Origin of the sequence: Nocardia terpenica (assembly GCF_013186535.1) — a bacterium.
Lineage (GTDB): Bacteria > Actinomycetota > Actinomycetes > Mycobacteriales > Mycobacteriaceae > Nocardia > Nocardia terpenica.
The window spans coordinates 80,090-106,308 of sequence record NZ_JABMCZ010000002.1 but is presented as its reverse complement, the minus strand read 5'-3'; the positions used below and the strand labels follow the sequence as shown (position 1 = coordinate 106,308).

The 26,219-nt window shown below is 68.5% G+C and carries 25 protein-coding genes; 18 read left to right on the top strand and 7 right to left on the bottom strand.

What is annotated here, in order from left to right; all coding sequences use genetic code 11:
• Positions 1–9: 9 nt before the first annotated feature.
• The 10 genes from HPY32_RS11855 to HPY32_RS11810 all read left to right on the top strand — a co-directional run bounded on the left by HPY32_RS11855 (position 10) and on the right by HPY32_RS11810 (position 7,055).
• Positions 10–1,266: an MFS transporter gene (locus HPY32_RS11855; protein WP_067581460.1), complete on the top strand. Its 1,257-nt coding sequence runs from the start codon at positions 10–12 to the stop codon at positions 1,264–1,266.
• A gap of 212 nt (positions 1,267–1,478) precedes the next feature.
• Positions 1,479–1,700 carry a translation initiation factor IF-1 gene (infA, locus tag HPY32_RS11850; protein ID WP_040804562.1) on the top strand — a complete coding sequence of 74 codons (222 nt, stop codon included), beginning with the start codon at positions 1,479–1,481 and terminating at the stop codon, positions 1,698–1,700.
• A 96-nt stretch (positions 1,701–1,796) separates the two neighbouring features.
• Complete coding sequence (gene rpmJ / locus HPY32_RS11845; protein WP_025347279.1) at positions 1,797–1,910, top strand: 50S ribosomal protein L36; 114 nt, start codon at positions 1,797–1,799, stop codon at positions 1,908–1,910.
• A gap of 178 nt (positions 1,911–2,088) precedes the next feature.
• Complete coding sequence (gene rpsM / locus HPY32_RS11840; protein WP_067581464.1) at positions 2,089–2,460, top strand: 30S ribosomal protein S13; 372 nt, start codon at positions 2,089–2,091, stop codon at positions 2,458–2,460.
• Positions 2,461–2,469: 9 nt separating this feature from the next.
• A complete protein-coding gene (gene rpsK / locus HPY32_RS11835; protein ID WP_067581466.1) occupies positions 2,470–2,883 on the top strand; it encodes a 30S ribosomal protein S11 in 414 nt (137 codons plus the stop codon).
• A gap of 21 nt (positions 2,884–2,904) precedes the next feature.
• Positions 2,905–3,510 (top strand): 30S ribosomal protein S4, encoded by a 606-nt coding sequence (gene rpsD / locus HPY32_RS11830; RefSeq protein WP_067581468.1) that lies wholly within the window; start codon positions 2,905–2,907, stop codon positions 3,508–3,510.
• 96 nt (positions 3,511–3,606) lie between these two features.
• Positions 3,607–4,665: a DNA-directed RNA polymerase subunit alpha gene (locus HPY32_RS11825; protein ID WP_067581470.1), complete on the top strand. Its 1,059-nt coding sequence runs from the start codon at positions 3,607–3,609 to the stop codon at positions 4,663–4,665.
• 63 nt (positions 4,666–4,728) lie between these two features.
• Positions 4,729–5,247: a 50S ribosomal protein L17 gene (rplQ, locus tag HPY32_RS11820; protein ID WP_067581472.1), complete on the top strand. Its 519-nt coding sequence runs from the start codon at positions 4,729–4,731 to the stop codon at positions 5,245–5,247.
• A 9-nt stretch (positions 5,248–5,256) separates the two neighbouring features.
• Positions 5,257–6,171 carry a tRNA pseudouridine(38-40) synthase TruA gene (gene truA, locus HPY32_RS11815; RefSeq protein ID WP_171982839.1) on the top strand — a complete coding sequence of 305 codons (915 nt, stop codon included), beginning with the start codon at positions 5,257–5,259 and terminating at the stop codon, positions 6,169–6,171.
• A 50-nt stretch (positions 6,172–6,221) separates the two neighbouring features.
• Positions 6,222–7,055 (top strand): LLM class F420-dependent oxidoreductase, encoded by an 834-nt coding sequence (locus HPY32_RS11810; RefSeq protein WP_067581474.1) that lies wholly within the window; start codon positions 6,222–6,224, stop codon positions 7,053–7,055.
• A 7-nt stretch (positions 7,056–7,062) separates the two neighbouring features.
• On the opposite strand, the gene HPY32_RS11805 is transcribed toward HPY32_RS11810, so the two are convergent.
• Entirely contained in the window at positions 7,063–7,395 is a 333-nt protein-coding gene (locus tag HPY32_RS11805) for a metal-sensitive transcriptional regulator (RefSeq protein WP_067581476.1), read from the bottom strand.
• Positions 7,396–7,490: 95 nt separating this feature from the next.
• Between HPY32_RS11805 and HPY32_RS11800 the strand changes: the two genes are divergently transcribed.
• Both HPY32_RS11800 and HPY32_RS11795 read left to right on the top strand, forming a co-directional pair.
• Positions 7,491–8,300 (top strand): S-methyl-5'-thioadenosine phosphorylase, encoded by an 810-nt coding sequence (locus HPY32_RS11800; RefSeq protein ID WP_067585341.1) that lies wholly within the window; start codon positions 7,491–7,493, stop codon positions 8,298–8,300.
• A 92-nt stretch (positions 8,301–8,392) separates the two neighbouring features.
• Positions 8,393–9,469: an NAD-dependent epimerase/dehydratase family protein gene (locus HPY32_RS11795; RefSeq protein WP_067581478.1), complete on the top strand. Its 1,077-nt coding sequence runs from the start codon at positions 8,393–8,395 to the stop codon at positions 9,467–9,469.
• Positions 9,470–9,631: 162 nt separating this feature from the next.
• Here HPY32_RS11795 and HPY32_RS11790 read toward each other — a convergent pair whose 3' ends face one another.
• Positions 9,632–10,615, bottom strand: a complete 984-nt coding sequence (locus HPY32_RS11790) for a GAF domain-containing protein (RefSeq protein ID WP_171982838.1) — start codon at positions 10,613–10,615, stop codon at positions 9,632–9,634.
• A gap of 135 nt (positions 10,616–10,750) precedes the next feature.
• On the opposite strand from HPY32_RS11790, the gene HPY32_RS11785 reads away from it, so the two are divergent.
• A complete protein-coding gene (locus HPY32_RS11785; protein WP_067581482.1) occupies positions 10,751–11,311 on the top strand; it encodes an NADPH-dependent FMN reductase in 561 nt (186 codons plus the stop codon).
• Positions 11,312–11,314: 3 nt separating this feature from the next.
• Here HPY32_RS11785 and eccE read toward each other — a convergent pair whose 3' ends face one another.
• Positions 11,315–12,958 (bottom strand): type VII secretion protein EccE, encoded by a 1,644-nt coding sequence (gene eccE / locus HPY32_RS11780; protein ID WP_067581484.1) that lies wholly within the window; start codon positions 12,956–12,958, stop codon positions 11,315–11,317.
• A gap of 81 nt (positions 12,959–13,039) precedes the next feature.
• Between eccE and eccB the strand changes: the two genes are divergently transcribed.
• Positions 13,040–14,542, top strand: coding sequence for a type VII secretion protein EccB (eccB, locus tag HPY32_RS11775; RefSeq protein WP_067581486.1), 1,503 nt, complete (start codon positions 13,040–13,042; stop codon positions 14,540–14,542).
• Here the strand turns inward: eccB and HPY32_RS11770 are convergent.
• Both HPY32_RS11770 and lepB read right to left on the bottom strand, forming a co-directional pair.
• Entirely contained in the window at positions 14,526–15,791 is a 1,266-nt protein-coding gene (locus HPY32_RS11770; protein ID WP_067581489.1) for an MFS transporter, read from the bottom strand. The two genes, eccB and HPY32_RS11770, sit on opposite strands and share 17 nt — an antisense overlap.
• 137 nt (positions 15,792–15,928) lie before the next feature.
• Positions 15,929–16,657: a signal peptidase I gene (gene lepB / locus HPY32_RS11765; protein ID WP_231951445.1), complete on the bottom strand. Its 729-nt coding sequence runs from the start codon at positions 16,655–16,657 to the stop codon at positions 15,929–15,931.
• A gap of 202 nt (positions 16,658–16,859) precedes the next feature.
• On the opposite strand from lepB, the gene HPY32_RS11760 reads away from it, so the two are divergent.
• Genes HPY32_RS11760 through HPY32_RS11750 form a run of 3 tightly spaced genes read left to right on the top strand, consistent with a single transcriptional unit; the run spans position 16,860 to position 18,963 of the window.
• The gene (locus HPY32_RS11760) at positions 16,860–17,171 is read left to right on the top strand and encodes a hypothetical protein (RefSeq protein ID WP_156674127.1); all 312 of its coding nucleotides are present in this window, start codon (positions 16,860–16,862) and stop codon (positions 17,169–17,171) included.
• A complete protein-coding gene (locus tag HPY32_RS11755; protein ID WP_067581495.1) occupies positions 17,168–18,808 on the top strand; it encodes a WXG100 family type VII secretion target in 1,641 nt (546 codons plus the stop codon). Before HPY32_RS11760 ends, HPY32_RS11755 begins: the two co-directional genes overlap by 4 nt.
• Positions 18,809–18,822: 14 nt before the next feature.
• Entirely contained in the window at positions 18,823–18,963 is a 141-nt protein-coding gene (locus HPY32_RS11750; protein WP_156674128.1) for a hypothetical protein, read from the top strand.
• On the opposite strand, the gene mycP is transcribed toward HPY32_RS11750, so the two are convergent.
• Both mycP and eccD read right to left on the bottom strand, forming a co-directional pair.
• A complete protein-coding gene (gene mycP, locus HPY32_RS11745; RefSeq protein ID WP_082870862.1) occupies positions 18,960–20,384 on the bottom strand; it encodes a type VII secretion-associated serine protease mycosin in 1,425 nt (474 codons plus the stop codon). The genes HPY32_RS11750 and mycP overlap by 4 nt on opposite strands.
• Before the next feature lie 7 nt (positions 20,385–20,391).
• Positions 20,392–21,783 carry a type VII secretion integral membrane protein EccD gene (gene eccD / locus HPY32_RS11740; protein ID WP_231951446.1) on the bottom strand — a complete coding sequence of 464 codons (1,392 nt, stop codon included), beginning with the start codon at positions 21,781–21,783 and terminating at the stop codon, positions 20,392–20,394.
• Between the two features lie 230 nt (positions 21,784–22,013).
• Between eccD and eccCa the strand changes: the two genes are divergently transcribed.
• Positions 22,014–26,045, top strand: a complete 4,032-nt coding sequence (gene eccCa, locus HPY32_RS11735) for a type VII secretion protein EccCa (RefSeq protein WP_067581504.1) — start codon at positions 22,014–22,016, stop codon at positions 26,043–26,045.
• The last annotated feature ends 174 nt before the right edge of the window (positions 26,046–26,219 follow it).

The window sequence follows — 26,219 nt, the reverse complement described above, 5'->3', positions numbered from 1 at the left end:
CATAACCAGATGGCGACGACAACTGAAGACGGCCGCAGCGCAGCGCCTCTCGACGAGCTCCCGATCAGGCCGATTCACCGCAAACTGGTCGTACTCGTCGGGATGGGCCTGTTCTTCGATCTCTACGAGCTGTTCCTGGCCGGGACCATCACCGGGGTCCTGAAGCAGCAGTTGCAGCTGTCGACCTATGAGCTCAGCGGGATCCTGGCCTCGGCCTTCGCCGGTCAGTTCGTCGGCGCGCTGGTGCTGGGCCGGTTGTCGGACGTGTTCGGGCGTCGCCGGATGTTCATGATCAATATCGGCCTGTACGCGGGCTTCACGCTGCTCGGCGCGTTCAGCCCCAATGTCTGGTTCCTGATGGTGACCCGGGCGCTGGCCGGGCTCGGCATCGGCGCGGAGATGACCGTCTCCGACACCTATCTGTCGGAGGTGATGCCGCCGCAGGTGCGCGGCCGCATGATCGCCGTCGCCTACACGATCGGATTCTGCGCGGTGCCGACGGTCGGCTTCCTGGCCCGCTGGCTGGTGCCGGTGCATCCGTTCGGCGTCGCGGGCTGGCGCTGGCTGTTCGTGATCGGCGGTCTCGGCGCGGCGCTGGTGTTCGTCGCCCGGCGGCACATGCCGGAGTCGCCGCACTGGGTGCGCCGCGCGGCCACCGCTGCGCGGGCGCCGTTCCTCGAGATCCTGCGCGCCCCGTTCCGGACCCGCACCCTGCTGTTCTCGGCGGTGATGATCCTGCAGGTCTTCGGCTACTACGGCTTCGGCACCCTGGCCGTGCTGGTGCTGCAGGCCAAGGGCTTCACGGTGGTGAATTCGCTGGGCTACCTGGCCATTACGTATCTGGGCTATCCGATCGGCTCGCTGCTGGCCATCCCGCTCATCGAGCGGGTGCAGCGCAAGTACCTGGTGCTGGCGAGCACGGCCCTGATGGCGGTGTTCGGCCTGATCTTCGGCTTCGCCACCAGCGTCCCGGTGATCCTGCTCGCGGGCGGGCTGTTCACGCTGGCGAGCAACGTGTTCTCCGACGCGCTGCACACCTATCTGCCCGAATCGTTCCCGACCAGCGTGCGCGGCACCGCCTCCGGCACGACCTATTCGCTGTCCAAGCTGAGCACCGCGATCCAGCCCTTCCTGCTGCTGCCGCTGCTGGAGCGGCACGGCCCCGGCGCGGTGTTCACGGTGATCACCGCCGCCCTGGTGATCATGATGGGCCTGATCGCGGTGTGGGGCCCGCTGACGGGACGGAATCCGCTCGAGGCGGGGTAGGGGCAAGCGCGCGGAGATAGCCGCATTTGGCCGGACGGTGTCGGCCCAGGTAAGCTTGATCGGCGGTGCACCTACCCGCCGGTCGTTCATGTCCGCATGTCGCTTCCGGTGAGTATGGCACCAGGTCGACCGAAGTGCACGACTTACTGCAGTGACGGAGCCGAACAGCTGCAACCAACCAGGGGTTCAGCGTAAACGGGATCGCGGAGGATATGGCGAAGAAGGAAGGGGCCATCGAGGTCGAGGGCCGAGTCATCGAGCCGTTGCCCAATGCGATGTTCCGGATCGAGCTGGAAAACGGTCACAAGGTGCTCGCGCACATCAGCGGGAAGATGCGGCAGCACTACATCCGTATCCTGCCCGAGGACCGCGTGGTCGTGGAGCTTTCGCCCTACGACCTGACCCGCGGGCGCATCGTCTACCGCTACAAGTGACGGCGGCAACGCCGACGCAACAAGAGACTTCCCCAGTCGCATGACTGGGGAACACCTGTGTTCACACCCCGTGAACCACAACCAGATTGGACGGACGTGAAGGTTCAGCCGAGCGTCAAGAAGATCTGCGAGAAGTGCAAGGTGATCCGCCGTAACGGGCGGGTCATGGTGATCTGCGACAACCTGCGCCACAAGCAGCGCCAGGGCTGACAGCACGTAGAGCACGATCGCAGTTCTGCTTGGCAGACAAAGAAGACCTCCCAGATCCAGTGGGTATCGACGAGCCCGAGAGGGCGGGTGCCCGACACACCCCCGGTACGGAGGCCGGGGCCCCACACGAGGGGACGGACAGGGAGCAGACCTCCGCAACAGTTAAGGAATCGCCACCATGGCACGTCTGATGGGCGTCGATCTCCCGCGCGAGAAGCGCATGGAGATCGCGCTGACCTACATTTTCGGCATCGGCCGTACTCGCTCCAGGGAGATCCTGGCGCAGACCGGCGTCAGCCCGGATCTGCGGTCGAAGGATCTGACGGACGACGACCTGACCAAGCTCCGCGACTACATCGAGGCGTCGGACTTCAAGGTCGAGGGTGACCTGCGCCGCGAGGTGCAGGCCGACATCCGTCGCAAGATCGAGATCGGCTGCTATCAGGGCATCCGCCACCGTCGCCACCTCCCGGTGCGCGGTCAGCGGACCAAGACCAATGCGCGCACGCGCAAGGGTCCGAAGAAGACCGTCGCCGGCAAGAAGAAGTAGGGATAACCGATGCCTCCGAAGAGTCGGGCCTCCGGCCCCAAGAAGACCCAGAAGTCGCGGCGCAGGGACAAGAAGAACGTTCCGCACGGCCACGCGCACATCAAGTCCACGTTCAACAACACGATCGTGTCGATCACCGACCCCGAGGGCAACGTCATCTCCTGGGCGTCGTCCGGCCACGTCGGCTTCAAGGGTTCGCGCAAGTCGACCCCGTTCGCCGCGCAGCTCGCCGCCGAGAACGCCGCCCGCAAGGCGCAGGAGAACGGCGTCAAGAAGGTCGACGTGTTCGTCAAGGGGCCGGGTTCCGGCCGTGAGACCGCGATCCGCTCGCTGCAGGCCGCCGGCCTGGAGGTGGGCTCGATCTCCGACGTCACCCCGCAGCCGCACAACGGCTGCCGTCCGCCCAAGCGGCGTCGCGTCTAGCGGGAAAGGAATTAGCGAAAAATGGCTCGTTATACAGGCCCCATCACCCGCAAGTCGCGTCGTCTGCGCGTCGACCTCGTCGGAGGCGACCAGGCGTTCGAGCGTCGTCCTTACCCGCCGGGCCAGCACGGCCGCGCGCGGATCAAGGAGTCCGAGTACCTGATGCAGCTGCAGGAGAAGCAGAAGGCTCGCTTCTCCTACGGCATCCTGGAGCGTCAGTTCGCCAAGTACTACAAGGAAGCCCACCGGCAGAAGGGCAAGACCGGCGACAACCTGCTGCGTCTGCTCGAGTCGCGGCTGGACAACGTCGTGTACCGCGCCGGCCTGGCCCGGACCCGTCGTCAGGCCCGGCAGCTGGTCTCGCACGGCCACTTCCTGGTCAACGGCGTGAAGGTGGACGTCCCCAGCTTCCAGGTCTCGCAGTACGACATCATCGATGTCAAGGACAAGTCGCTGGCGACTCTGCCGTTCCAGGTGGCCCGCGAGACCTACGGCGACCGCCCGATCCCGGGCTGGCTGCAGGTCGTTCCGAACCGGCTGCGGATCCTGGTCCACCAGCTGCCGGAGCGCGCGCAGATCGACGTTCCGATCAACGAACAGCTCATCGTCGAGTACTACTCGAAGTAATCGCGGTCGAGCTGCTGGTGGGTGCGCACCTCGGTGCGCACCCACACCCCAGTTCGTGGGCGTCAAATAGCGGGCGCCCCTGAAGGAGGAGATCCCATGCTGATTTCACAGCGACCGACGCTGACCGAAGAGGTCGTCGCCGAGAACCGCTCCCGGTTCACCATCGAACCGCTGGAGCCGGGCTTCGGTTACACCCTCGGCAACTCGCTGCGCCGCACGCTGCTGTCCTCGATCCCGGGTGCCGCCGTCACGAGCATCCGCATCGACGGCGTGCTGCACGAGTTCACCACCGTCCCGGGCGTGAAGGAGGATGTCACCGACATCATCCTGAACCTCAAGGGCCTGGTCGTGTCGTCCGAGGAGGACGAGCCGGTCACCATGTACGTGCGCAAGCAGGGCCCGGGCACCGTCACCGCCGGTGACATCGTCCCGCCGGCCGGTGTGACCGTCCACAACCCGGATATGCACATCGCCACCCTGAACGACAAGGGCAAGCTGGAGATCGAGCTCGTGGTCGAGCGCGGTCGCGGCTACGTCCCGGCCGTGCAGAACAAGGCGTCCGGTGCGGAGATCGGCCGGATTCCGGTGGATTCGATCTACTCGCCGGTGCTGAAGGTGACCTACAAGGTCGAGGCGACCCGTGTCGAGCAGCGCACCGACTTCGACCGGCTCATCCTGGATGTCGAGACCAAGAACTCGATCTCCCCGCGGGATGCGCTGGCGTCGGCCGGTAAGACCCTGGTCGAGCTGTTCGGCCTGGCGCGCGAGCTCAATGTGGAGGCCGAGGGCATCGAGATCGGGCCCAGCCCGGCCGAGGCCGATCACATCGCCTCGTTCGCGCTGCCGATCGAGGACCTGGACCTCACCGTGCGGTCGTACAACTGCCTCAAGCGCGAGGGTGTGCACACCGTCGGCGAGCTGGTGGCCCGCACCGAGTCGGACCTGCTGGACATCCGCAACTTCGGCCAGAAGTCCATCGACGAGGTCAAGGTCAAGCTGCACTCGCTGGGCCTCTCGCTGAAGGACAGCCCGGCCTCCTTCGATCCGTCGAGCGTGGTCGGCTACGACTCCGCCACCGGCACCTGGAGCGACAGCGGTTCGTTCAGCGACACCGACAGCGGCGAGCAGGACTACGCCGAAACCGAACAGCTTTAAGGCCATTCAGCGGACGCAGCGCTGTGTCCGCCTCGGGGGCCTTTCCCACAAGGAGAACAACCAATGCCCAAGCCCAAGAAGGGTGCCCGCTTCGGCGGGTCGGCGTCGCACCAGAAGGCGATCTTCGCCAATCTGGCGACGGCGCTCTTCGAGCACGGTCGGATCACGACCACCGAGGCCAAGGCCAAGGCGCTGCGCCCGTACGCCGAGAAGCTTGTCACCAAGGCGAAGGCCGGCTCCCTGGCCGACCGCCGCGAGGTGCTCAAGGTGATCCGCAACAAGGACGTGGTGCACGAGCTCTTCGCGACCATCGGACCCTCGTTCGAGGGCCGCGAGGGCGGCTACACCCGGATCATCAAGACCATGCCGCGCAAGGGTGACAACGCGCCGATGGCGATCATCGAGCTGGTCCGGGAGCAGACCGTGACCACCGAGGCCGATCGCGCCCGCCGCGTCGCCGCCTCGCAGCAGGCCGCCGCCCCGGCCGAGGAGACCGCGGCCGCCGAGGCCGAGGCTCCGGCCGAGGAGGCCCCCGCCGCCGACGCCGAGGCGAAGGCCGACGAGAACAAGGCCGCCGAGTAATCAGGCCCGATGAGTGAGCCCGTCGTCCCGTTCCGGGGCGGCGGGCTCGCCCATATCAACCAGGAGGTCGTTGTGACGGTGGCGGATTCGGCCCCGCGCGCGGAACCGGTGCGGGTGCGGCTCGACATCGCCTACGACGGCACCGATTTCCTCGGCTGGGCCCGGCAGCCCGGGCTGCGCACCGTGCAGGGCGTGCTCGAGGAGTCGCTGGGTAAGGTACTGCGCGAACCGATTCAGCTCACCGTGGCGGGGCGCACCGATGCCGGGGTGCACGCCGAGGGGCAGGTCGCGCACTTCGACACCGCCACCGCGCCGGACGGGCCGAGACTGCTGCACCGCATGGCCCGATTCCTGCCGAAAGACGTGCGGATCAAGGGAATTCGGGTCGCGCCGCCGGATTTCGACGCCCGGTTCTCGGCGATCCGGCGGCACTACGCCTACCGCCTCACCACCGCCCCCTACGGCGCGGAACCGCTGCAGGCCCGCCATGTGGTGCCGTGCCGGTCCGCGGTCGATCTCGACGCCATGCGGGAGGCGGCGCGAAAACTGTTGGGGCTGCACGATTTCGCCGCCTTCTGCCGACGCCGCGAGGGCGCCACGACCGTGCGCGAGTTGCAGCGCTACGACTGGGAGCGCGACGGCGATCTGCTCGTCGCGCACGTCAGCGCGGACGCGTTCTGCTGGTCGATGGTGCGCAGCCTGGTCGGCGCGGTGCTGGCGGTCGGCGAGGGCCGCCGCACGCCGGATTGGGTCGCGGGCCTGTTGCGCGAGCGGGAGCGGTCCAGCGCGGTGACCGTCGCACCGGCACACGGGCTCAGCCTGATCGCGGTCGACTATCCCGCCGACTCCGAGCTTGCCGCCCGCAATGTCACCACCCGTGAGCTGCGGACGGTGCCGCCGGACGGGGGTTGCTGCGGCGGCTGAGCGCCACGCTCGCCGGAATACCTTCGGCGGTATCGAGGTTCGGATCGAACATGACCTTTGCAGGACTCGGACGATTCGGCATCTGGCAGCACTACACGGCGGTGACGCCGCAGGACGCGCGGGAACTGGAGAGCCTCGGCTACAGCACGCTGTGGCTGGGCGGTTCGCCACCGGCCGAGCTGCCGGTGCTGGAGTCGCTGCTGGCGGCGACCGAGACGCAGCTGATCGGCACCAGCGTCGTCAATATCTGGTCCGCACCGGCCAAGCAGGTCGCGGAGTCGTTCCACCGCATCGAGGACCGCTTCCCCGGCCGCTTCATCCTGGGCATCGGCGCGGGACATCCGGAGCACACCGACGTCTACCTCAAGCCCTACGACGCGCTGGTCGAATACCTCGATGCGCTCGACGAGGCCGGGGTGCCGAAGGAGCGGCGCGCCCTGGCCGCGCTCGGCCCGCGCGTGCTGAAGCTGGCCCGCGACCGCACCGTCGGGGCGCTGCCGTACCTGACCACCGCCGAGCACACCCGGCAGGCCCGCGAAATCCTCGGGCCGGACGCGCTTCTCGTGCCCGAGCACAAGATCGTGCTGGACACCGATGCCGAGCGGGCCCGGCAGACCGCCCGCCCGCGCGTGGAGTTCTATCTCAACCTGCAGAACTATGTCTCGAACCTGCGTCGGCTCGGCTTCTCCGAACAGGATGTGGCCGTGCCGGGCAGCGATCACCTCATCGATGCCCTGGCCCTGCACGGCACCGTCGACCAGGTGGCCGACGGGCTGGTCGCCCATCTCGCGGCGGGCGCCGATCAGATCGCGGTGCAGATCGCGGCCGACGACTACCTGGGCGCCCTGCGCACCCTGGCGCCCGCGCTCGCGGCGCGCGTGTAGGACGATCTCAGGAGCGGACGAGGCGAGCGATCGCCTCGGTCGCCTCCTTGATCTTGGCCTCGGCCTCGGGGCCGCCCTGGACGGCGGCGTCGACCACGCAATGGCTGATGTGATCCTCGAGCAGGCCCATGGCCACGGCCTGCAGCGCCTTGGTCATCGCCGAGACCTGGGTGAGGATATCGATGCAGTACTTCTCCTCCTCGACCATGCGCTGCAGGCCCCGGGCCTGGCCCTCGATGCGGCGCAGGCGCTTGAGGTAGTCGTCCTTGGCGGTGATGTAGCCGTGGGTGGCGTGGTCGTGGCAGGACTGCTCCGCGGCACTGGTCTGGTCGTCGGTCACCGGCTGTCTTCCTCACTGGCAATTGGTACCCCCGTAGGGTACACCGGAGCATGCCGGGATGACGGGAGAGCTTCGGGGTGCGCGAGAATCTGGGCATGAGTTCGGTTCCCCGCCCCGCGCTGGCCATCATCGGTGGCAGCGGTTTCTACGATTTCTTCGGCGACGACGCGATCACGCTGGAGATCGACACCCCCTACGGCGCGCCGAGTGCGCCGATCACCGTCGGCGATGTCGACGGGCGGCAGGTGGCGTTCCTGCCCCGGCACGGCCGCAAGCACGAGTACTCCCCGCACACCGTGCCGTATCAGGCGAATCTGTGGGCGCTGCGGTCCATCGGGGTGCGCCGGGTGTTCGCGCCGTGCGCGGTCGGCAGCCTGCGCGCCGACTGGGGCCCGGGCACGGTGGCGGTGCCGGATCAGCTGGTCGACCGCACGTCGGGGCGGCCGCAGACCTACTTCGACAACGGCGGTGTCCACGTCTCCTTCGCCGATCCCTACTGCGCCGAACTGCGCACCGCGGCAATCGGATCCGCGGTCGAGGAGCTGCCGATGCAGTCCTCCGGGACGATGGTCGTGGTGCAGGGGCCGCGATTCTCGACCCGGGCCGAGAGCCGCTGGTTCGCCGCGCAGGGCTGGGAACTGGTGAACATGACCGGTTTCCCGGAGGCGGTGCTCGCCCGCGAGCTCGAGATGTGCTACGCCGCAATCGCTTTGGTGACCGACCTGGATGCCGGGCTGGAGGTCGGCGAGGGCGTCAGCGCGGCGTCGGTGTTCGAGGCGTTCGAGCGCAATCTGGTGCCGTTCAAGAAGCTGGTGCGCGGCGCGGCGGCCGCGGTGGACGGCACCGATACCTGCGAACGGTGCCGTGTCCATGCCGGAGTGTCGCTGCCGTTCGAACTACCCTGAGGGGGCGATGAGCATTCGGGCGGCGGCGACTGTGTAATCGCAGCGGTCGCCGTGGCCGTCCGATCGAATACGACGGATGCGGGGTCGGCGTCATGCGCGTGCTTCTGACCGGGGCGGCCGGATTCATCGGTTCTCATGTGCACCGGGCCCTGATCGCCGGTGACCACGAGGTGGTCGCCGTCGATGCCCTGCTCGATGCCGTGCACGGCCCGAATGCCGAACCGCCGGACGATGTTTCGCGGGTCGACCTGCGCGATGCGGCGGCGCTGGACCCGCTGCTGCGCGGCATCGAGGTGGTCTGCCACTTGGCCGCGGCGGTGCCGCCCGGGTCGGTGGCCCGCGCGGTGGCCGCCGGGTCGGCCATGCAGCGCGCCCCCGTGTTCGCCGAGCACAACGATGTCGGGACCGCGGTGCTGCTGGCGGCGATGGAGCGGGCCGGGGTCCGGCGGCTGGTGCTCGGGTCGTCGGTGTCGGTGTACGGCGAGGGGTGCTATCGCGGGGCGCACGCGGGGCCCCCGTTCTTCCCGGGCGTGCGGCGGCGGGCCGATCTGGATCGCGGCATGTTCGACCATCGCGCCCCGCGCACCGGCGAGATCCTGACCTGGGAGCCGGTCGGCGAGGACGCCCCGCTGCGGCCCCGAACGGCCTATGCGGCAAGCAAACTCGCGCAGGAGCACTACGCGCTGGCCTGGGGCATCGGCACCGGCGCGGAGGTGACCGTGCTGCGCTACCACCACGTCTACGGCGACCCGGTCGGCGAAAATGCCGCGCTGGCGGCGCATTCCGGCGTCGCGGCCCGCTTCCGCGCCGAACTCGAGGCGGGCCGCGCCCCGTTCGTCTTCGAAGACGGCGGCCAGATCCGCGATTTCGTGCACGTCCGGGACGCGGCCGCCGCCACCGTCGCCGCCGTGCGCCATCCGCTGCCGGGCTTCACCCCGCTGAACATCGCCTCCGGCCACCCCATCACCCTGTGGGAGGTGGCATCCATCATGTCCCGCGCCCGCGGCGGCCCCGCCCCCGTGGTCAGCGGCCAATACCGAATGACCGACGTCCGCCACCTGGCCGCCCACCCCGAACGCGCCCACCACACCCTGGATTTCACCGCCACCATCCCCCCAACCCAGGGCCTCGCCGACTACGCCACCGCCCACGCCGCGGCCTGCACATAGGTTCCGGCCAAAAGCATGCCGGAACGACGAGGGCGCGCGCCGGAACGACGGAGCACGGGGCGGCTGGCGCGGCCATCGTCCGTCATCCCGGCGTGCTTCGTCTTCTTGTTCCCGGTGTGCTTCGTTTTCTTGTTCCCGGCATGCTTTTGGCCGGGATCCCCTTCACTCCCCGCGGAGTTGGCAGCGGACCAAGGCGAATTGGGGTGGGCCCGCGTTGGGGGGACCGTAGGGGAGGGGGGAGGCTTCGCAGTCTACGGTGAGCCAGTTGCCGTCGGCGGTGGCCAGGCGGAGGGCGGGCAGGGTGTGGAAGGGGCTGCCCTTCAGGAGGGCGGTGCGGGCGGCCAGGATTCGGTCGCGGTCGTCGGGGTGGGGCATGGTTCGCTCGTCGGTGTCGCCGGACCAGCGCAGGCCGGGAATGGGACCGCCGATCCAGCGGATCAGCCGGACGCGGGCGGTGTCGACCACGGCGAGATACAGGCCCGGATTGGTGTTCACCAGGGCGTCCACCGTGGTCGCCTCGAACGACTTCCCCAGCGGCGGAACGCTGTCGGTGACATCGGCGAGCAGCCCGCGCCATTCGTGCGGGGAGTCGATGCCGTTGCGGACGGCCAGCAGCAGCGTGCGCAGCCCGGCGGGCGTGCGGACGGTGATCTCGCCGAGCCAGCGGGAGCCGGGCTCGGCCCGCAAGAGGATCGCCACCAGATCCAGCGCCTGGTCGAATCGCTCCACGTGCTCGAAGGTTTCGGCGCCGATCCACACCGTCCGGCCCGGGTCGAAGGTCGGGTCCAGCGCCGTGGCGTCCACCTCGATGCGCCGCGTGCGCGAATCCAGCCGGAACGACGACACCCGCGGCGGCTCGGGCGGCTCGCCCGTCCCGACCCAGAACCGCACCCCGTACACGCGGCCGTCCGCGCCCAGCACCGGAATCGCGCGGGCGTGCCGCGACGACCACGGGTGCCGGGAGCGCGGCAGGTCCCGAGCCACCGGTTCCCGGCAGTCGTGGGCGGCGGCGACGATCGGCCGCAAACGCGCGGACACCGTGCGCGCCAACGACTTCCAGCGGCGCGGCGCGGTGCCCACGGCCAGCACCGACCAGGTGCCGGGGCCGTCCAGCGTCTCGATCAGCAGCCACTGCTCGATAATCATCCGTCACTCCCCCTCCCGGTCGCCGGTTTCTCCGCGGCCGCCGCCACGGCCAGCGAATATGGTGCACTATCGGTTCGGCGCCGCGGCGCGAGGGTGGTCCCGGGCCGCGGTCGGGCGCGCGACTAGGCTCGCGCCATGGACAATCCGCTGCGGCTAGAGGTCGTCGTCGCCAGCGTGCGGCCGGAACGGTTCGCCCCGGTCGTCGCCGACTGGTTCCTCCGCACCGCCCGGGCGGACCCGGCCTTCGACATCGGCGTGATCGACCTGGCACACACCCCGCTGCCGGTCGATCTGTCGACCACTCCCGAGGTGACGGCCTATCGCGAACGCCTCGCTGCGGCAGACGCTTTCGTCGCCGTCACCTCCGAGTACAACCATGGATATCCGGCGTCCCTTAAGACCGCCTTGGACATCGCCAAACGCGAATGGCGCGGCAAGCCCATCGGTTTCGTCGCGTACGGCGGATTGTCCGGGGGCCTGCGCGCCGTGGAGCAGCTGCGCCAGGTCGTCGCCGAGATCCACATGGTGTCGGTCCGCGAGACCATCAGCTTCCACGAGGCCAAGCGCAAATTCGATGCCGACGGACAGACCGCCGTCGGCGCGGCCATCGACGCCGCGCACCGCCTGCTCCGCCAACTCGACTGGTGGGGAAGGCATTTGCGGGCGGCCCGGGCCGCCGACCCGTATCCGGGCTGAGCGCTACCGATTCGCCACCGCGCGCCGCCCGCGCGGGTGGCCGATGTAGGTGGTCTCCCGCGGAATCGACACCAGCATGAGCTCGACCTGCGCCGTGCCGGTGCGCAGCACCACGTGGTTGCCGATCGCGCCCGGCTGGTGCAGCGACAGGTCCGGGCGGGTCGGCGGCAGGCCGCGCGGATCGCCGGACAGATAGATGGTGGTGACACCGGCGTGCGGCGCGGGCGCGACCACGCCGTCGACCACCGCCGCGGTGAAATTCGCGTCGCTCTGGTGGGTTTCGACGGCGACGGCCAGCCGCTCCGGATTGCCGATGGTGGTGACCAGCTGCTCCCACGCCTGCGGGCGGTCGGTGCGGATCAGGATCCGCTCGCCCACGGCCAGCGCCCGGAACACCAGCTGCTGCGCCAGATACAGCTCACCGGCCACGTACACGGTCGAAATGCCCTGGCCCACCAGGCGAATGGCGACGCCGTTGCCCTCGTCGTCGGAGCCGATCAGCTGACCGCAGCCCGAGGACGGCAGGTGCAGCGCGTCGATCGTCTCGATCGGGTACTCGCTCATCGGCACCGTCGCGTCGAGGCCCGGAATGCCGAGCGGCAGGTGCGCGAGCAGGCTCTGCCGGTGCCGCCCGTTCATCGATACCATGCCCTTGCGCCGGGTCTTCTCCGGCAGCTCGCGGGTGGTGGAACGCCATGCGGCGCCGATGTTCACGGTGTCGGCAGTCGCGCCCGGGCGCAGCCGCACGGTCACCGTGGTGCCGCGCGACGGCGTGACCCACAGCTGCGCAAGCAGATCCGAGCCCAGCTGTTTGGGATCGACCGCGGCGCCGATGTTCACGCCGTTGCCGAGTTCGACGTAGCGCCAGTGCTGGGTGAGCGCGCGCGGATCGTCACCGGCGGTGATCTGCCACACCGCGTTCTGGATCTCCGGCGCGGTCAGCACGCGGGAGGAGCAGTCGGCGTCCTCGAGCGCGCGCACGATGCGCTGGGTGGCGATGGTGACCGCGCGGCCCGCGCCCTCGCTGCCGCCGCCGCGGCGGTCGGCGGCGTCCGGGCAGGCCAGCACGTCGAAGCCGATCGCCAGCCACACCGTGCGGTGCGCGGTGGCCGGCAGCGGTCCGAGCAGCGATTCGTAGATCGGGCCCGCGGGTGTGCCGGACCGGCTGCGGTGTCCGTGGCTGATGATGTCGATGCCGCTGAGCAGAATGTCGTGCTGGCTCAGGCACTGTGCCAGCTCCGGCAGCGGCAGCAGGTGCGAGGCGTGCACGGTGTTGCGGTCGATGCGGGTCAGCCCGCCGCGCGGCGGCAGCACCTCGACGACGGTGACGACCCGGCTGCCCTCCCAGTACAGGCCGAGCGAACGGCCGTCCGGGCCACGGAAATCGAAGGTGTCGCCGATCTCGTAGTCGCGTCGCGTCCAGTACCGCCACAGCGTCACCAACCAGGCGCCCACCGTGCGCTTGCCGAACGGGATCAGCAGCAGCAGTCCGGCGGCCACGGCCGCGCCGAGCGCGTACCACCACCGCAGGTGCACGGTCAGCACGACCACGCCGACCACCAAGCCGAGTACCTGTGCCGCGAGCAGGCCCGGCAGCGAGATCCGTCCAAACAGCGGGCGGTTGCGCTTCCCGCTCGGTTCGGCCATCGTCGTCCCCCTGAGCTGAATTTCGGTCCTGCTGAACTGTACTGTGTTGTGCGAAAGTGAGCACTGTTCGGGGGAGGAACCATGCCTTCAAGACCCACCACCCGGTGGCAGGTGAGCGGCTATCGCTTCCTGGTCCGCCGGATGGAGCACGCGCTGGTCCGCCGGGACGTGCGCATGCTGCACGACCCGATGCGCTCGCAGTCGCGCGCCTACGCGGCGGGATTCATTCTCGGCTGCGTGGCCCTGGCCGGTTGCGGTGTGCTCGCGCTGCTGCGCCCGCAGGGCTCCATCGGCGACAACAAGATCCTGGTCGGCAAGGATTCCGGCGCGGTGTACGCGGTCGTCGACGGCGTCGTGCATCCGGCGCTGAACCTGGCCTCGGCGCGCCTGGCGGTCGGCGATCCGGCGAAACCGGTGTCCATCAAGGAATCCGAGCTGTCGAAGAAGCCGCGCGGCGCGCTCATCGGCATCCCGGGCGGTCCGGTCTCGATGGAATTCGACACCAGCGGCAAGGGTCGCGCCTGGACCATCTGCGACGAGCTGAAGAACGACGGCAGCAACGCGGTGACCACCACCGTCATCGCCGGTGATCCGTCGCTGGGCACCAAGGCGTCGGCCATGGACCGCAACCGGGCGATGCTGGTGCAGGGCAAGGACTCCACCTATCTGATCTACGACAACCAGCGCGCCCGGGTGAACATGAGCGACCCCGCGGTCGCCGACGCGCTGGGCATCCGCGGTATGACGCCGCGCCCGATCAGCCCGGGCCTGCTGAACGCCATCCCGGAGGTGCTGTCGATCGAGCGGCCCAAGATCGACGATCCGGGCGGCGTTCCCACCTACGATCTGGGCGGTCATCGCATCGGCGACGTGGTGCACGTCACGACCAAGGACGAGTACTGGGTGGTGCTGCGCGACGGCATTCAGCAGGTCTCGCAGCTGACCGCGGACCTCATCCGCTACTCCAACCCGTCGTCGTCGCCGAATTCGGAGATCGATCAGTTCGCGACCTCCCCGGTGCCGCACATCAGTCCGCTGCCGGTCGGCAAGTATCCGAATACCGCGCCGACCATCGTCGACGCGAAGGATCAGCCGGTCGGTTGCATGTCGTGGAAGCCGGTGCCCGGCGCGGCCGACAAGTCCGACGGCAGCAAGCGCGCCGAACTCACCGTCCTGACCGGACACTCGCTGCCGATTCCCGATGGCGCGCAACCGGTTCGGCTGGCGCAGGCCGACGCGCCCGGACAGAACGTGAGCCAGTTCTACAGCACGCCCGGCTCCGGCATGTTCGTCCAGACCACCGGCATCGAACCGGACAGCCAGCGCCGCGACGCCGAGTTCTACATCGCCGACACCGGAGTCCGCTACGGCATCAAGGACACCGAGGCCGCCAAGGCCCTCGGCATGGACCCCGAACACGCGAAACCCGAACCGGCGCCCTACCCGATCGTCGGCCTGCTCGCCCCGGGCCCCTCGCTCGGCCGCCAGGAGGCAATGGTCGCCCACGACGGGGTCGCGCCGGACGCCAATCCGGCCAAGCAATTGGTGAAGTCGAAGCAGGACAGTTCTACTTCGCAGAACTGACCGGGATCTCGCCCGTGCCGAACCGAATTCCCTTGGCCTCCTTGCCGACAAGGGTGAGCACGGCGACCGCCAGGAGGACCGGCACGATGGTGGCGGCCAGGGCGAAGGGATAGCCGTGGCTCTCGGCGAGCCGCTCCTGGATGGGGAGGTTCAGCGAGGCGAGCAGGTTGCCGAGCTGGTAGGTCACGCCGGGGTAGAAGCCGCGGATGGCGTCGGGGGACATCTCGGTCAGGTGCGCCGGGATCACGCCCCAGGCGCCCTGCACCATGACCTGCATCAGGAACGAGCCCAGGCACAGCATGGCGGCGGTGTGCGAGTAGGCGAACAGCGGCACGATCGGCAGCCCGAGCAGCGCGCAGAAGATGATCGTGTAGCGGCGCCCGTAGCGCTGGGACAGGGTGCCGAAGATCAGGCCGCCGATGATCGCACCGATGTTGTACAGCACCGCGATCCACTTGGCGGCCGCCGTCGACAGCGCCGCGCCGCCGTGCCCGGTCGACGACAGAAAATTGGGGTAAATGTCTTGCGTGCCATGGGACATCCAATTGAACGCCGTCATCAGCAGTACCAGATAGACGAAGCGACGAACGATTGCCGGATTGGTGAGGATGTCCCGGAACGAGGTGCGCGTGACCCGCATCCGCTCCTGCGTCTTCTCCCACACCTCGGACTCGCCGACCCGGGCGCGAATGATCAGGATGATCAGCGCCGGGATGATCGACAGCGCGAACAGCCAGCGCCACGACAACCCCAGCCAGTTCATCACCAGCAGCGAGGCGAGCGAGGCCAGCAGATAGCCGAACGAATAACCCTCCTGCAGCAACCCGGAGAAGAACCCGCGGCGTTCGGCGGGAATCTTCTCCATCGCGAGCGCGGCCCCCAGCCCCCACTCGCCACCCATCCCGATGCCGTAGAGCAGCCGAAGGATCACCAGCACGGTGAAATTCGGCGCGAACGCGCACAGGAATCCGACCACCGAATAGAACGCGACGTCGGCCATCAGTGGGATGCGCCGCCCGATCCGGTCGGCCCACAGCCCGAACAGCAGCGCCCCCACCGGACGCATGATGAGGGTCGCGGTGGTGATGAACGCGACCTCGGTCTTGTCCATATGGAAGCTCTTGGCGATGTCGGCATAGACGAACACCACGACGAAGAAGTCGAAGGCGTCCATCGTCCAGCCGAGCTGCGCCGCCACGAAGGCATTGCGCTGATCGGCCGTGAGACGTTGCCGGGGTCTCGTTGACATGTGGTTCCTGCCCCTCGTGCCGCTAGGAATGCGCGTACACCAACGCATCCTGCGCCCATCTTGGCCGGATTGTTCGTATTCCTCACTGTGTTTTGACCGCTCTTTGGAAAGTCATTGAACAACCATGGGTCGGTCGACTAGCGCCGCTGCGGATCGTGGGCCCGGACCGGGCCGATGCGGCCCGGGGGCCAGATCTTGAACACGGCCTTGCCGCGGATGTCCGAAATCGGGACGGTGCCCTGGAATTCGTCGTTCATGTGGAAGCGGGAGTCCGCCGAGTGGCCCCGGTTGTCGCCCATCACCCAGACGTGGCCGGGCGGCACTTTGACGGGACCGAACGGGCGGTGGGCGAGATCCGTTGCGGTATGGGAAGAGTGCGGATCCGGCGGCGGGGTCGGCGCGAGATATGGTTCGTCGAGGGGCTTTCCGTCGACCAGGACGCGGCCCTGGGTATCGCAGCACTGGACGGTCTGCCCGCCGACCGCGATGACCCGCTTGACCAGGTCGTTCTCGTCCGGCAGCGTCAGGCCGAAGATCGAGAGGAAATCCTCGATACCGCGTAATACGACATTTCGGGATCGGGTGGATCCCCGATAGTGAGAATTCCACGACGAGGTCGGCGCGACGAAGACCACCACGTCGCCGGGACGCGGATCGTGCAGGTAGTAGTCGATTTTCTCGACGTAGATGCGATCGCCGGTGCAGCCCGTGCAGCCGTGCAGGGTCGGTTCCATCGACTCGGACGGGATCAGATAGGGCCGCCCGATGAAGTTCACCACCAGCCCCGCCGCGACCAGGGCCACCGCGACCAGGATCGAAAGTTCCTGCCAGAACGGGCGTTTCCTCGTCTCGCTGTCGTTCGTCACGCCGAACACGGTAGCCCCGCCTCGTGGGATCGGGATAATATGCGGTAGCTGAATTGTCGCCAGAAACGCACGTAATGCCTTTTGCCGCTTGACTTCTCGTCGGCCCGATGCCATGCTCCGGTCTGGATCTGCCGGGTGGAAACCGCAGATGCCGATGGCCGATATCCATGAACGACGGTTCGTGTGAACGGGGGGTTGCTCGATGAGAATGGATGTTGCTGCGCTGCATGCCATCGCGCGCGATCTGAGGTGGTCGGCGGATGTGCTCGACGCGAGTGCCCGGGCCGTCGGCGCCGCCGCCCGGCGGTACGACGCCGCCGACGCCGGGCGGGACTACCGCACCCGGGGCGACCGGCTCGGCCGGGCCCTCGACGGGGTCGGCACCCGGATCCAGGCGTGGGCGACCTGCGTGCGCGGCACCGGCGAGCTGATCGGCACGTCGGCGACCGGCAGCGCGAACGCCGACAGGGCGAGCGCCGCGGGCATCACCTCGGCCGGGGGAACGCTGGTATGAGCGGCGACACGCGGGACGGGCTGACGCTGTTCCGGACGTTCGTGCCCCACTATCGCGCCTGGACCGGCGCGAATCCCATAGGCGAGGACGAGAACTCGCTGACCACCCGATACGACCAGCAGCGCGGGATGAATGTGGAGCCGCTGCGCGCCTTCGCGACCGCGCTGAGTCAGGAGCTGCGGGGGCGCCTCGGCGATCACGTCGGCATGCAGCAGGCGCGCTTCGCCGAACTGCCCAGCCGATGGAGCGATTCGCCCGGCGCCGACAGCGCCGCGCAGTTCGTGCGGCAGGTCGGCGGTCGGGTCGCCGAGGACCACGACGCGCTCACCGGCATCGCGCGGGCGGTCTCGGCCGCGGCCGACAACCTCGAGGAAGTGGTGCGGATCAAGGCCGACGCCATCCGCACCGACTTCTCCACCACCACGCTGGCCGGGAGGTCGGGCGAGCAGGTCGACAAGATCATCGCCTATGCCCGTGGCGATTTCGACGGCACCATCGAGGCCGACGAGCGCACCCGATCGGTGCGGGAGGTGCTGCCGGAATTCTCGTCCGGAAGCGACCCGAAGACCTACTGCACGCACTGGCTCGACAAGGTCTTCGTCCCCGCCGTGGAGGCGAAGGTGACGGCCTTCACCGGGCTCACCGACGCCACCCACGCGGCCGTCGGCGGCCTGTACGACCAGGTCTGCGGGGCGCTCGAGAGCGTGAGCGCCACGCCGTTCCCGACCGCGAACGGGCAGGACGCCGACCCGAACGGGGTGATCACGGTGGCGCAGATGCCGTTCCATGGCGCGCCCACGGCCACCGCGGCCGCGTCGGTCGACGCCCCGGATTCGCCTGCGCAAGTGGACAATCCGGTGGCCCCGGCGAAGCCGGATCAACCGGTCGTGCGGGCGAGCCCCATCGCGGAAGCCGGTGCGCCGCAGCCACAATCGGGCGACCCGAGCCGGAAGACGCAGTCGCCGAGCGATAAGACGACCCAGAAGTCTGCGCCCCAGAGCGGCGACCCCACGCAGAAGGCGCAGGCCCCGATTCGGACCCCCGTGCCATCGAAGACCGAATCGCCGAACCCGACGGTGAGCGACTACGGCACCGCGGGCGTCTGGCGGCCCGGCGACATCACCAATGTCGTCACTGCGGCCAGCAAGATCACCGGTAGTGTCCCCGACATTCTCGCTCACCTCGGTGACCCGCTGAAGGCCGTCGGCGGGATGGTGAAGGATTTCGGCGAGGCCGCCAAGGGTTTCGGTGAATTCGGTAGGGACATCCGCGGCGGCGACGGCATTACCGGCCTCGTTGAGGAGGGTGCGGTCGCGGCGGAGAAGATCGACGGCATTGCCCACCGCGCGGGCGCCGGTAATCCGACCGGAACCGGTCAGGCCGCCACCACGCCGGGCGTCTCGGTTCCCGCGAGCCGATCGCAACCCGCCACGGCCCCGGCCGCCGTCGACCCGGGCGCCTCGACCGCCCCGGCCGCGGCCGCCTCATCGGGTGGGATGCTCGGCGGTTTCCCGCACATCGTTGGCGGGTCCGTCAAATCCGATGAATCCGAGCACCGTCCGAAGATCCGCTACGTTCCTCCGACGGTCGATTCCGAACCCGAGCCCGTGGAAACCGAGGAGGCGGAAAAGTCGTGAATTGGATATCGGCCATGGAGCAGATAGCCGGTGACCACACGGCCGCCGTCCGCCGCCTTCGCTACCGGATCGAAGAAATCGACGACGAAGCGCGAGAGAACAATTCGCGTCTGGGCGTGATCCGTCCGGATCCGGACGGATCTTTCGCCGTCTAGATATCCTCTCGCACACCGAATCTGCGACGGATCGGGAACGATGCCAGATAACCCAGCACCAGGAGCACCCCGATAATTCCGGTGCCGATCAGTGCGACATTGCGGGCGGTGTGGTCCGGCGGTGGCGGCGTCGCGGGAACCGGAAGCTGCCAGCTGCGGGCCGGATTCGGCTGCTTGGGCGGAAGATTGGCGGGCACCTCGGCGGTGAGCGCCGCCACCGGATCCACGATTCCGTAGCCCACGTAGGGATTCCAGCCCTCGGCGGGCGCGTGCGCGGTGGCCTCGATGCGCTTGATCACCTCGGGCGCGGTGAGCTGCGGGAAGCGGGAACGGACCAGCGCCGCCACGCCCGCGACATACGGTGCGGCGAAACTGGTTCCGGAGATCGGCTCCTGCTGGCCCTGCGGGTCGATCTTGCCGCGCGCGGTGCCCCTGCTCTGCCCGTTGTCGAACCGCGGGTCCAGCGAGATCAGATTCTCGCCGGGCGCGGCCACGCCCAGCCAGGGGCCCGGAACGGTGAACTTCGATGCCTGGCCGTTCAAATTCACCGAGCCCACGGACAATACGTAGTCGTCGTAGCGCGCGGGGGAGACCTCCATGGTGACCTTGGACCACGGATCGGCGTTCGGATTCAGGGGATCCTGCACGGTATTGGTGGCCTGCTTGCAGTCCTTGTCGGTATTGCCCGCGGCCGCCACCACCACGACATCGTGTTCGGACGCGTAGCGAACCGCCGCTCCCACGGCCAGATCATCGATGCCCGGTGGGTTCGCCTTGCAGGCGACCTCGGACATATTGATCACGGTGGCGTGCATATCCACCGCCTTGCGAATGGCCCAGGCCAGCGAGGTCGTGTTGCCGAATCCGGCGGGCATCGCATCGGGCTCCTGGGTCTGGCTGGTGCCCTTCGGCTGAAAATACCCGGAGGTCTGCCGGATGCTCAGGATTCGAGCGTCGGGCGCGACGCCCGCGAAGCCTTGACCATCGACCTGGCTGGCCGCGATGATCCCCGCGACGAAGGTCCCGTGCGCATCGCAATCGTCGGTGCCGTCGGTGTTGGTGATGTAATCACCGCCGCCGACGAGGTTCAGCCGTGGATTCCGTGCGACGCCGGTATCGATGACCGCGACCAATTGTCCGTCGCCCTTGGAGAATTGCCACGCCTTGTCGATATTCAGCGCGCTCTGAGCGGGAGGAATGGAGGGGCCGTCGCCGCCGTAGGCGGTTCCGGCGCATCCCACGTTCGACCGCTGCTCCGCCGCGTACGGCGGCCCGTCCGGTCCGGGCGGCAGCATTCCGGGATTGACGGCGGGCGGGCGGTCGGCGACCGCCACACCCGCCCCCGTCGACACCGTCATCCCCACCAGCGCCGTCGCGCAGACGGCCCGAAAAACCCTGTGCCCGAACCTGTTCGGATTCATCACACGCTCACAGCGAACGCACGAGCGTGTACAGCTCCGCCACCCAGAACACCAGCGGCAGCACCGCGGCCACGAAGGCGTACTCCAGCAGCTCGACGGCGCGGCGCATGGGCGGGGTGGCGGACTGGTTGGGCACGATGATGCCCAGGATCAGGGCGCCGATCAGCATGGCCATCGCCGCGCCGAACACGGCCAGCGGCTGGTGCTGGGTGAAGGCCGCGCCGACCATCATGACCAGCAGGATCACCGCGCCGCCCACGATCAGCACCACCGCCTGCTCCGCGCCCGCGTAGGTGCGGCTGCGGAACATCAGCACCACCGCGCACACCAGCGCCAGCGCCACGCCGGGCCAGAACGGTGTGTGGGCCTCGGGATCGGTCGAGGCGAGCGCGCCCACCACGGTCACCAGCGTGGTGGCGGCGACCAGCCCGGCCAGATACATCCGCGCCCGTTCGGATTTCATCCGCAGCACGTCCATGCTCGGCAGCGCGCGATGATCGTCGGGATCTTCCTCGGTCGGATCGATCGGCGTGCCGGGGGAGGGCACCGGCGGCAGCGGCAGCTTCGCCAGCAGCATCGACACCCGCGGCGCCAGCGACAGCGCGCCCAGCGCGAGGGCCGCGGCCACGCCGCCGATCGCCTTGCCGGGCTGCGAGGTCAGCAGCCCGACCAGCGTCGCGGGAATCGCGAACAGCGACAGCGTGGTCGCGCCGATGAACAGCGCCAGCCCGACGCCGCTGACCCGCCACGCCAGAATTGCCGTGGCGCCCACCAGAACCGAGCCGAGCAGCAGATTCGCCCAGCCGTAGTGGCCGGGCACGATGAGCATGCCCGCGGTGAACGCCGTCGGCAGCGCGCAGCCGCCGAGCACCAGCGCGGTGCTGGTGTCGCCGTACATCCGGCTGAGCACGGTGCCCGCGACGACCAGCAGCAGCGCGATGGCCGCCGCGACCGACCCGGTGATCCAGCCGGGCAGCGCGTTCGGCGCGGCCAGCAGCCCGGTGCAACCGACGAGCATGGTCAGCACAGCGATGACCGAACCGGTCATCCGCGCCACCCGCGGCGACCAGGTTCGGAAATGGTCGGTATCGGCGATCGCGACGTTGTACATGATGTCGTCGAACAGCGGTGTGGGAGCGACCCGGTCGGCGCTTTCCAGCATCAACAGCTCGCCGTCGCGCACGCCGTGCTCGCCGAGGCTCAGCGAATTCGAGAACGGCGGTTGACCGATCCGCGCCAGGACCCATTCCGCGGGCTCGAATTGTTCACCCGTGTTGTCGAATTCGTTGGTCCGGCTGTGCTGAGCGACCATGTCGACCACGCTGGGAATGACGAGGGCGACCGGAACATCGACCGGAATCGCCATGTCCACCTGCGTGTGCTTGGCGAGAATCGTCACACGGGCAAGATCCGGCGCCCGGACGATTCCACGGCTCGAATCTTCCTCGATATGGTCCAGTCGAGCGTGCGTCACGCTTCCCCCAACTCGTCTCTACCTCTTGTTTCCACAAGCGCGCCGGTTTGCGGACGCGCGGCGGGCCCGTGCAGAATGCTGCCCGAACTGTACGACATGACGGCGGTGCCCTCTACACTGAGGCCGCAGTACTGCCGCCGAAGGGGGATCGTTCGTTGAGCACAGTCCGGTTTCAGCGTCGGCAGCGCCGGGAGGTCCCACGGTCTCCGGGTGGCGAGGTCACGTTGCAACCGCCGCCCGAGATTCCCCGGGCGATACCGGGCAGCCTGATCAGCAAACTCATGCCGGTCGTGATGATCGTCGGCATGGTCGGGATGATGGCCATCATGTTCACCCGAGGTGGGGGCATCGCCTCCAACCCGATGAGCATGATGTTCCCGATGATGATGGTCTTCTCGATGGTCGGCATGTTCGCCGGTCAGGGCGGTCGGGGCCAGAAGGCGGCCGAGGCGAACGAGGACCGCAAGGACTATCTGCGCTATCTGGATCAGGTGCGCAAGGACGTCGACGAGACCTCCCAGCAGCAGCGCGCCGCCGTCGAATGGAGCCATCCGGAACCGGGCTTGATCTGGATGCTCGCGGGCACCAGCCGGATGTGGGAGCGCCGCCCCGGCGACAAGGACTTCTGCCACGCCCGCATCGGTCTGGGCGGCCAGCGCCTGGCGACCCGGCTGGTGTCGCCGGAGACCGGACCGGTCGAGGAGTTGGAGCCGATCGCCGCGGTGTCGCTGCGCCGCTTCGTGCGCACCCACTCCACGGTGCCGGATCTGCCCACCGCCATCGCGGTGAAGGGTTTCGCCACCATCCAGCTCAACGGCGACCGCGCCCAGGCCCGCGACATGACCCGCGCGATGCTGCTGCAGCTGTGCATGTTCCAGGCCCCGGACCAGGTGCTGATCGCGGTGGTGTGCGGCGCCGACACCGCGCGCGAGTGGGAGTGGATCAAATGGCTTCCGCACACCCAGCATCCGGAGTCGCAGGACGGCGTCGGCACCGAGCGCATGGTGTACGGGTCGGTGCGGGCCATGGCCGCGGGCCTGCACCCGTTGCTGCACAACCGGGTCCGCTATTCGCGCAATCAGCCTGCCAACCAGAATCTGGTGCACATCATCATTGTCGTCGACGGCGGCCTGCTGGAGGCCGAAGAAGACGCATTGCGTGAATCCGGATACGAGGGCGTCACGGTCATCGACCTGTGCAACTACGCTCCGCGCCTGGCGGTCTCGCGCGGCATTCAGATGGTCGTCGAGAACGGCGAATGCGTCGGCCGCGGCGCCACCGGCACCATGGAGCGCTTCGCCCTCATCGACCGGATCAGCGCCCGCCAGGCCGAGCAGGTCGCCCGCCGCCTGGCGCCGTTCCGGGTGGCGGTGCAGCGCGGCGGCGAGACGGTCGCCGAAGAGGCCGAGGTCATTTCGACCTGGTCGCAGCTGATGTCGCTGGGCGATATCGGCACCTTCAATCCCGAGAACGCGTGGAAGCCGCGCTACGGCCGCGACCGGCTCCGGGTGCCGTTCGGCGTCGGCGCCGACGGCCTGCCGGTCCACCTCGACATCAAGGAGGCCGCCGAGAACGGCATGGGCCCGCACGGCCTCTGCATCGGCGCCACCGGTTCCGGCAAGTCGGAATTCCTTCGCACCCTGGTGCTTTCGCTGCTGGCCACGCACTCCCCGGACCAGCTGAACTTCGTCCTGGTCGACTTCAAGGGCGGCGCGACCTTCCTCGGCCTGGAGGGCGTCCCGCACGTCGCGGCCGTCATCACCAACCTGGAGGAAGAGGCCGACCTGGTCGACCGCATGCGCGACGCCCTGGCCGGCGAGATGAACCGCCGCCAGGAACTGCTCCGCTCGTCGGGCAACTACATCAACGTCACCGAATACGAGAAGGCCCGCGCCGCAGGCGCCGACCTCGACCCGATGCCCGCCCTGTTCGTGGTCCTGGACGAATTCTCCGAACTCCTCGCCCAGCACCCCGATTTCGCGGAACTGTTCGTCATGATCGGCCGCCTGGGCCGGTCGCTGCACGTACACCTGCTACTCGCCTCCCAGCGGTTGGAAGAGGGCCGCCTGAAGGGCCTGGAATCCCACCTGTCCTACCGCATCGGCTTGAAAACGTTCTCGGCCAACGAGTCCCGGCAGGTCCTGGGCGTTCCGGACGCATACAACCTGCCGAACAATCCCGGTGGGGGGTATCTGAAGTCGGACTCGGGGGAGATTCAGCGGTTTCAGGCTTCTTATGTGTCCGGTCCGTATGTGGGCGGCGGGGCACAGCGGGAGATCACGCAGGCGGGGATCGTCGGCGGTGAGATCGACATCAACGCCCGCGAGTTCACCGCCGATCATGTCGGATTCCGTGCCAGCGACCGCATCCCACTGCCGCAGCAGGCCGCCGTCGTCGAAGAGTCCCGCGAGGACGGCGAGAAGACCTCCAACCTGCAGATGCTGGTGTCTCGCATCCGCGGGCACGGTCGCCCGGCCCACGCGATCTGGCTGCCGCCGCTGAACGAGTCGGCCGCGCTGGACCAGCTCGTTCCGCGATCGATTCTGACGGGGGAGTACAACGCGACGGCGACGCTGCGCGCCCCGATCGGCATCGTCGACCGGCCCTACGATCAGCGGCGCGATCCGATGATCGTGGACCTGTCCGGTGCCCGGGGCAATGTGGCGATCGTCGGTGGCCCGCAGTCGGGTAAGTCGACCGCGCTGCGAACGATGATCATGTCGATGGCGTTGACGCACACCGCGGAGCAGGTGCAGTTCTACTGCCTGGATTTCGGTGGCGGCACGCTGGCGAGCCTGGAGGGCCTGCCGCATGTCGGCTCGACGGCCGGGCGCCTGGACGTCGACAAGGTCCGGCGCACCATCGCCGAGGTGCAGACGATCGTGCGCCAGCGCGAAATGCGGTTCCGTCAGCTGGGTATCGAGTCGATGTCGGAATTCCGCCGACTGCGGGCGTCCGATCCGGACAGCAGCCCGGCCGCGGCGGGTGCCCACGAGGATCCCTACGGCGATGTCTTCCTGGTGATCGACGGTTTCGGAAGTATCCGGCAGGATTTCGATCCGCTGGAGCAGACGATCACGAACCTTGCCGTGCAAGGACTCTCGTACGGTGTGCACATCATGATCGCGCTGGCCCGGTGGGCCGAGGCGCGACCCGCGCTGAAGGACCAGATCGGCACGCGCATCGAGCTGCGGCTCGGCGATCCCATGGACTCCGACCTGGGCCGCAAGGTCGCGGCCATGGTCCCGCAGGGGCGTCCCGGTCGCGGTATGACCCCCGAGGGCCTGCACATGCTGACCGCGCTGCCCCGGGTCGACAGCAGCTCCGATCCCGAATCGCTCGGCAGCGGAGTCTCGGCCGCGGTCACGGCGATCGCACGCTCGACGCCGGGCCGTCCCGCGCGTCCGGTGCGAATGCTGCCGGAACTGCTGGACTTCGCGGGCATGCAGGCCGCGGCCGGGAACTGGCCCAGCTACCTGGATCCGAGCGAGCGCAACCTGCGGATTCCCATCGGTATCGGCGAGACCGAACTCGCCACCAAGTTCCTGGATTTCGCCGACCAGCCGCATTTCATGGTCTTCGGCGACAGCGAATGCGGAAAGACCACGCTGCTTCGTTCGATCTGCCACGGGATCATGGCCTCGAATACGCCCCGGCAGGCGAAGATCGTCGTCGCGGACTATCGGCGCACGATGCTGGGCGTGGTCGACCAGTCCTATCTCGCCGCCTACGCGCCGAACGAGGCTGCGCTGCAGCAGAATGCGGTCGACCTCGCGGCCATCTTCAAGGCTCGGCTGCCCGGTGCGGACGTCACCCCGCAGCAGCTGCGCGACCGGTCCTGGTGGGAGGGTCCCGAGGTTTTCGTCGTCGTCGACGACTACGACCTGGTGGTGACGTCCTCGGGCAATCCGCTGTCGCCGCTCGTCGAATATCTGGCGCACGGCAAGGATGTCGGCTTCCATCTCGTTCTCGCCCGCCGAGCCGGCGGTGCGTCGCGAGCCATGTACGAGCCGGTGATCGGGCGAATGCGAGACCTGGTCTCGATGGCCCTGGTGATGAGCGGCAGCCGGGAGGAGGGCAACTTGATCGGCAATGTCCGTCCCTCCGAACTGCCCGCCGGTCGCGGCACCCTCATCACTCGCAGCGGTGTCGAGTTGATTCAGACCGCCTGGACACGGTCGGACTGATGATCGGCGCCGAGCGGCCTCGAGTCGTCGTGATCCCGAGGGACCGCGGCCGGCTCGGCCGCGTGACGCGCCTCACAGGCGTCGGTGGCGAATGCTTCGACCGGGTGGAACCGATCGGGGGTATGGAGCGTCCAAGTCTAGGTAGGGGATGCTTCGCGTTGGTTGAGAACACAC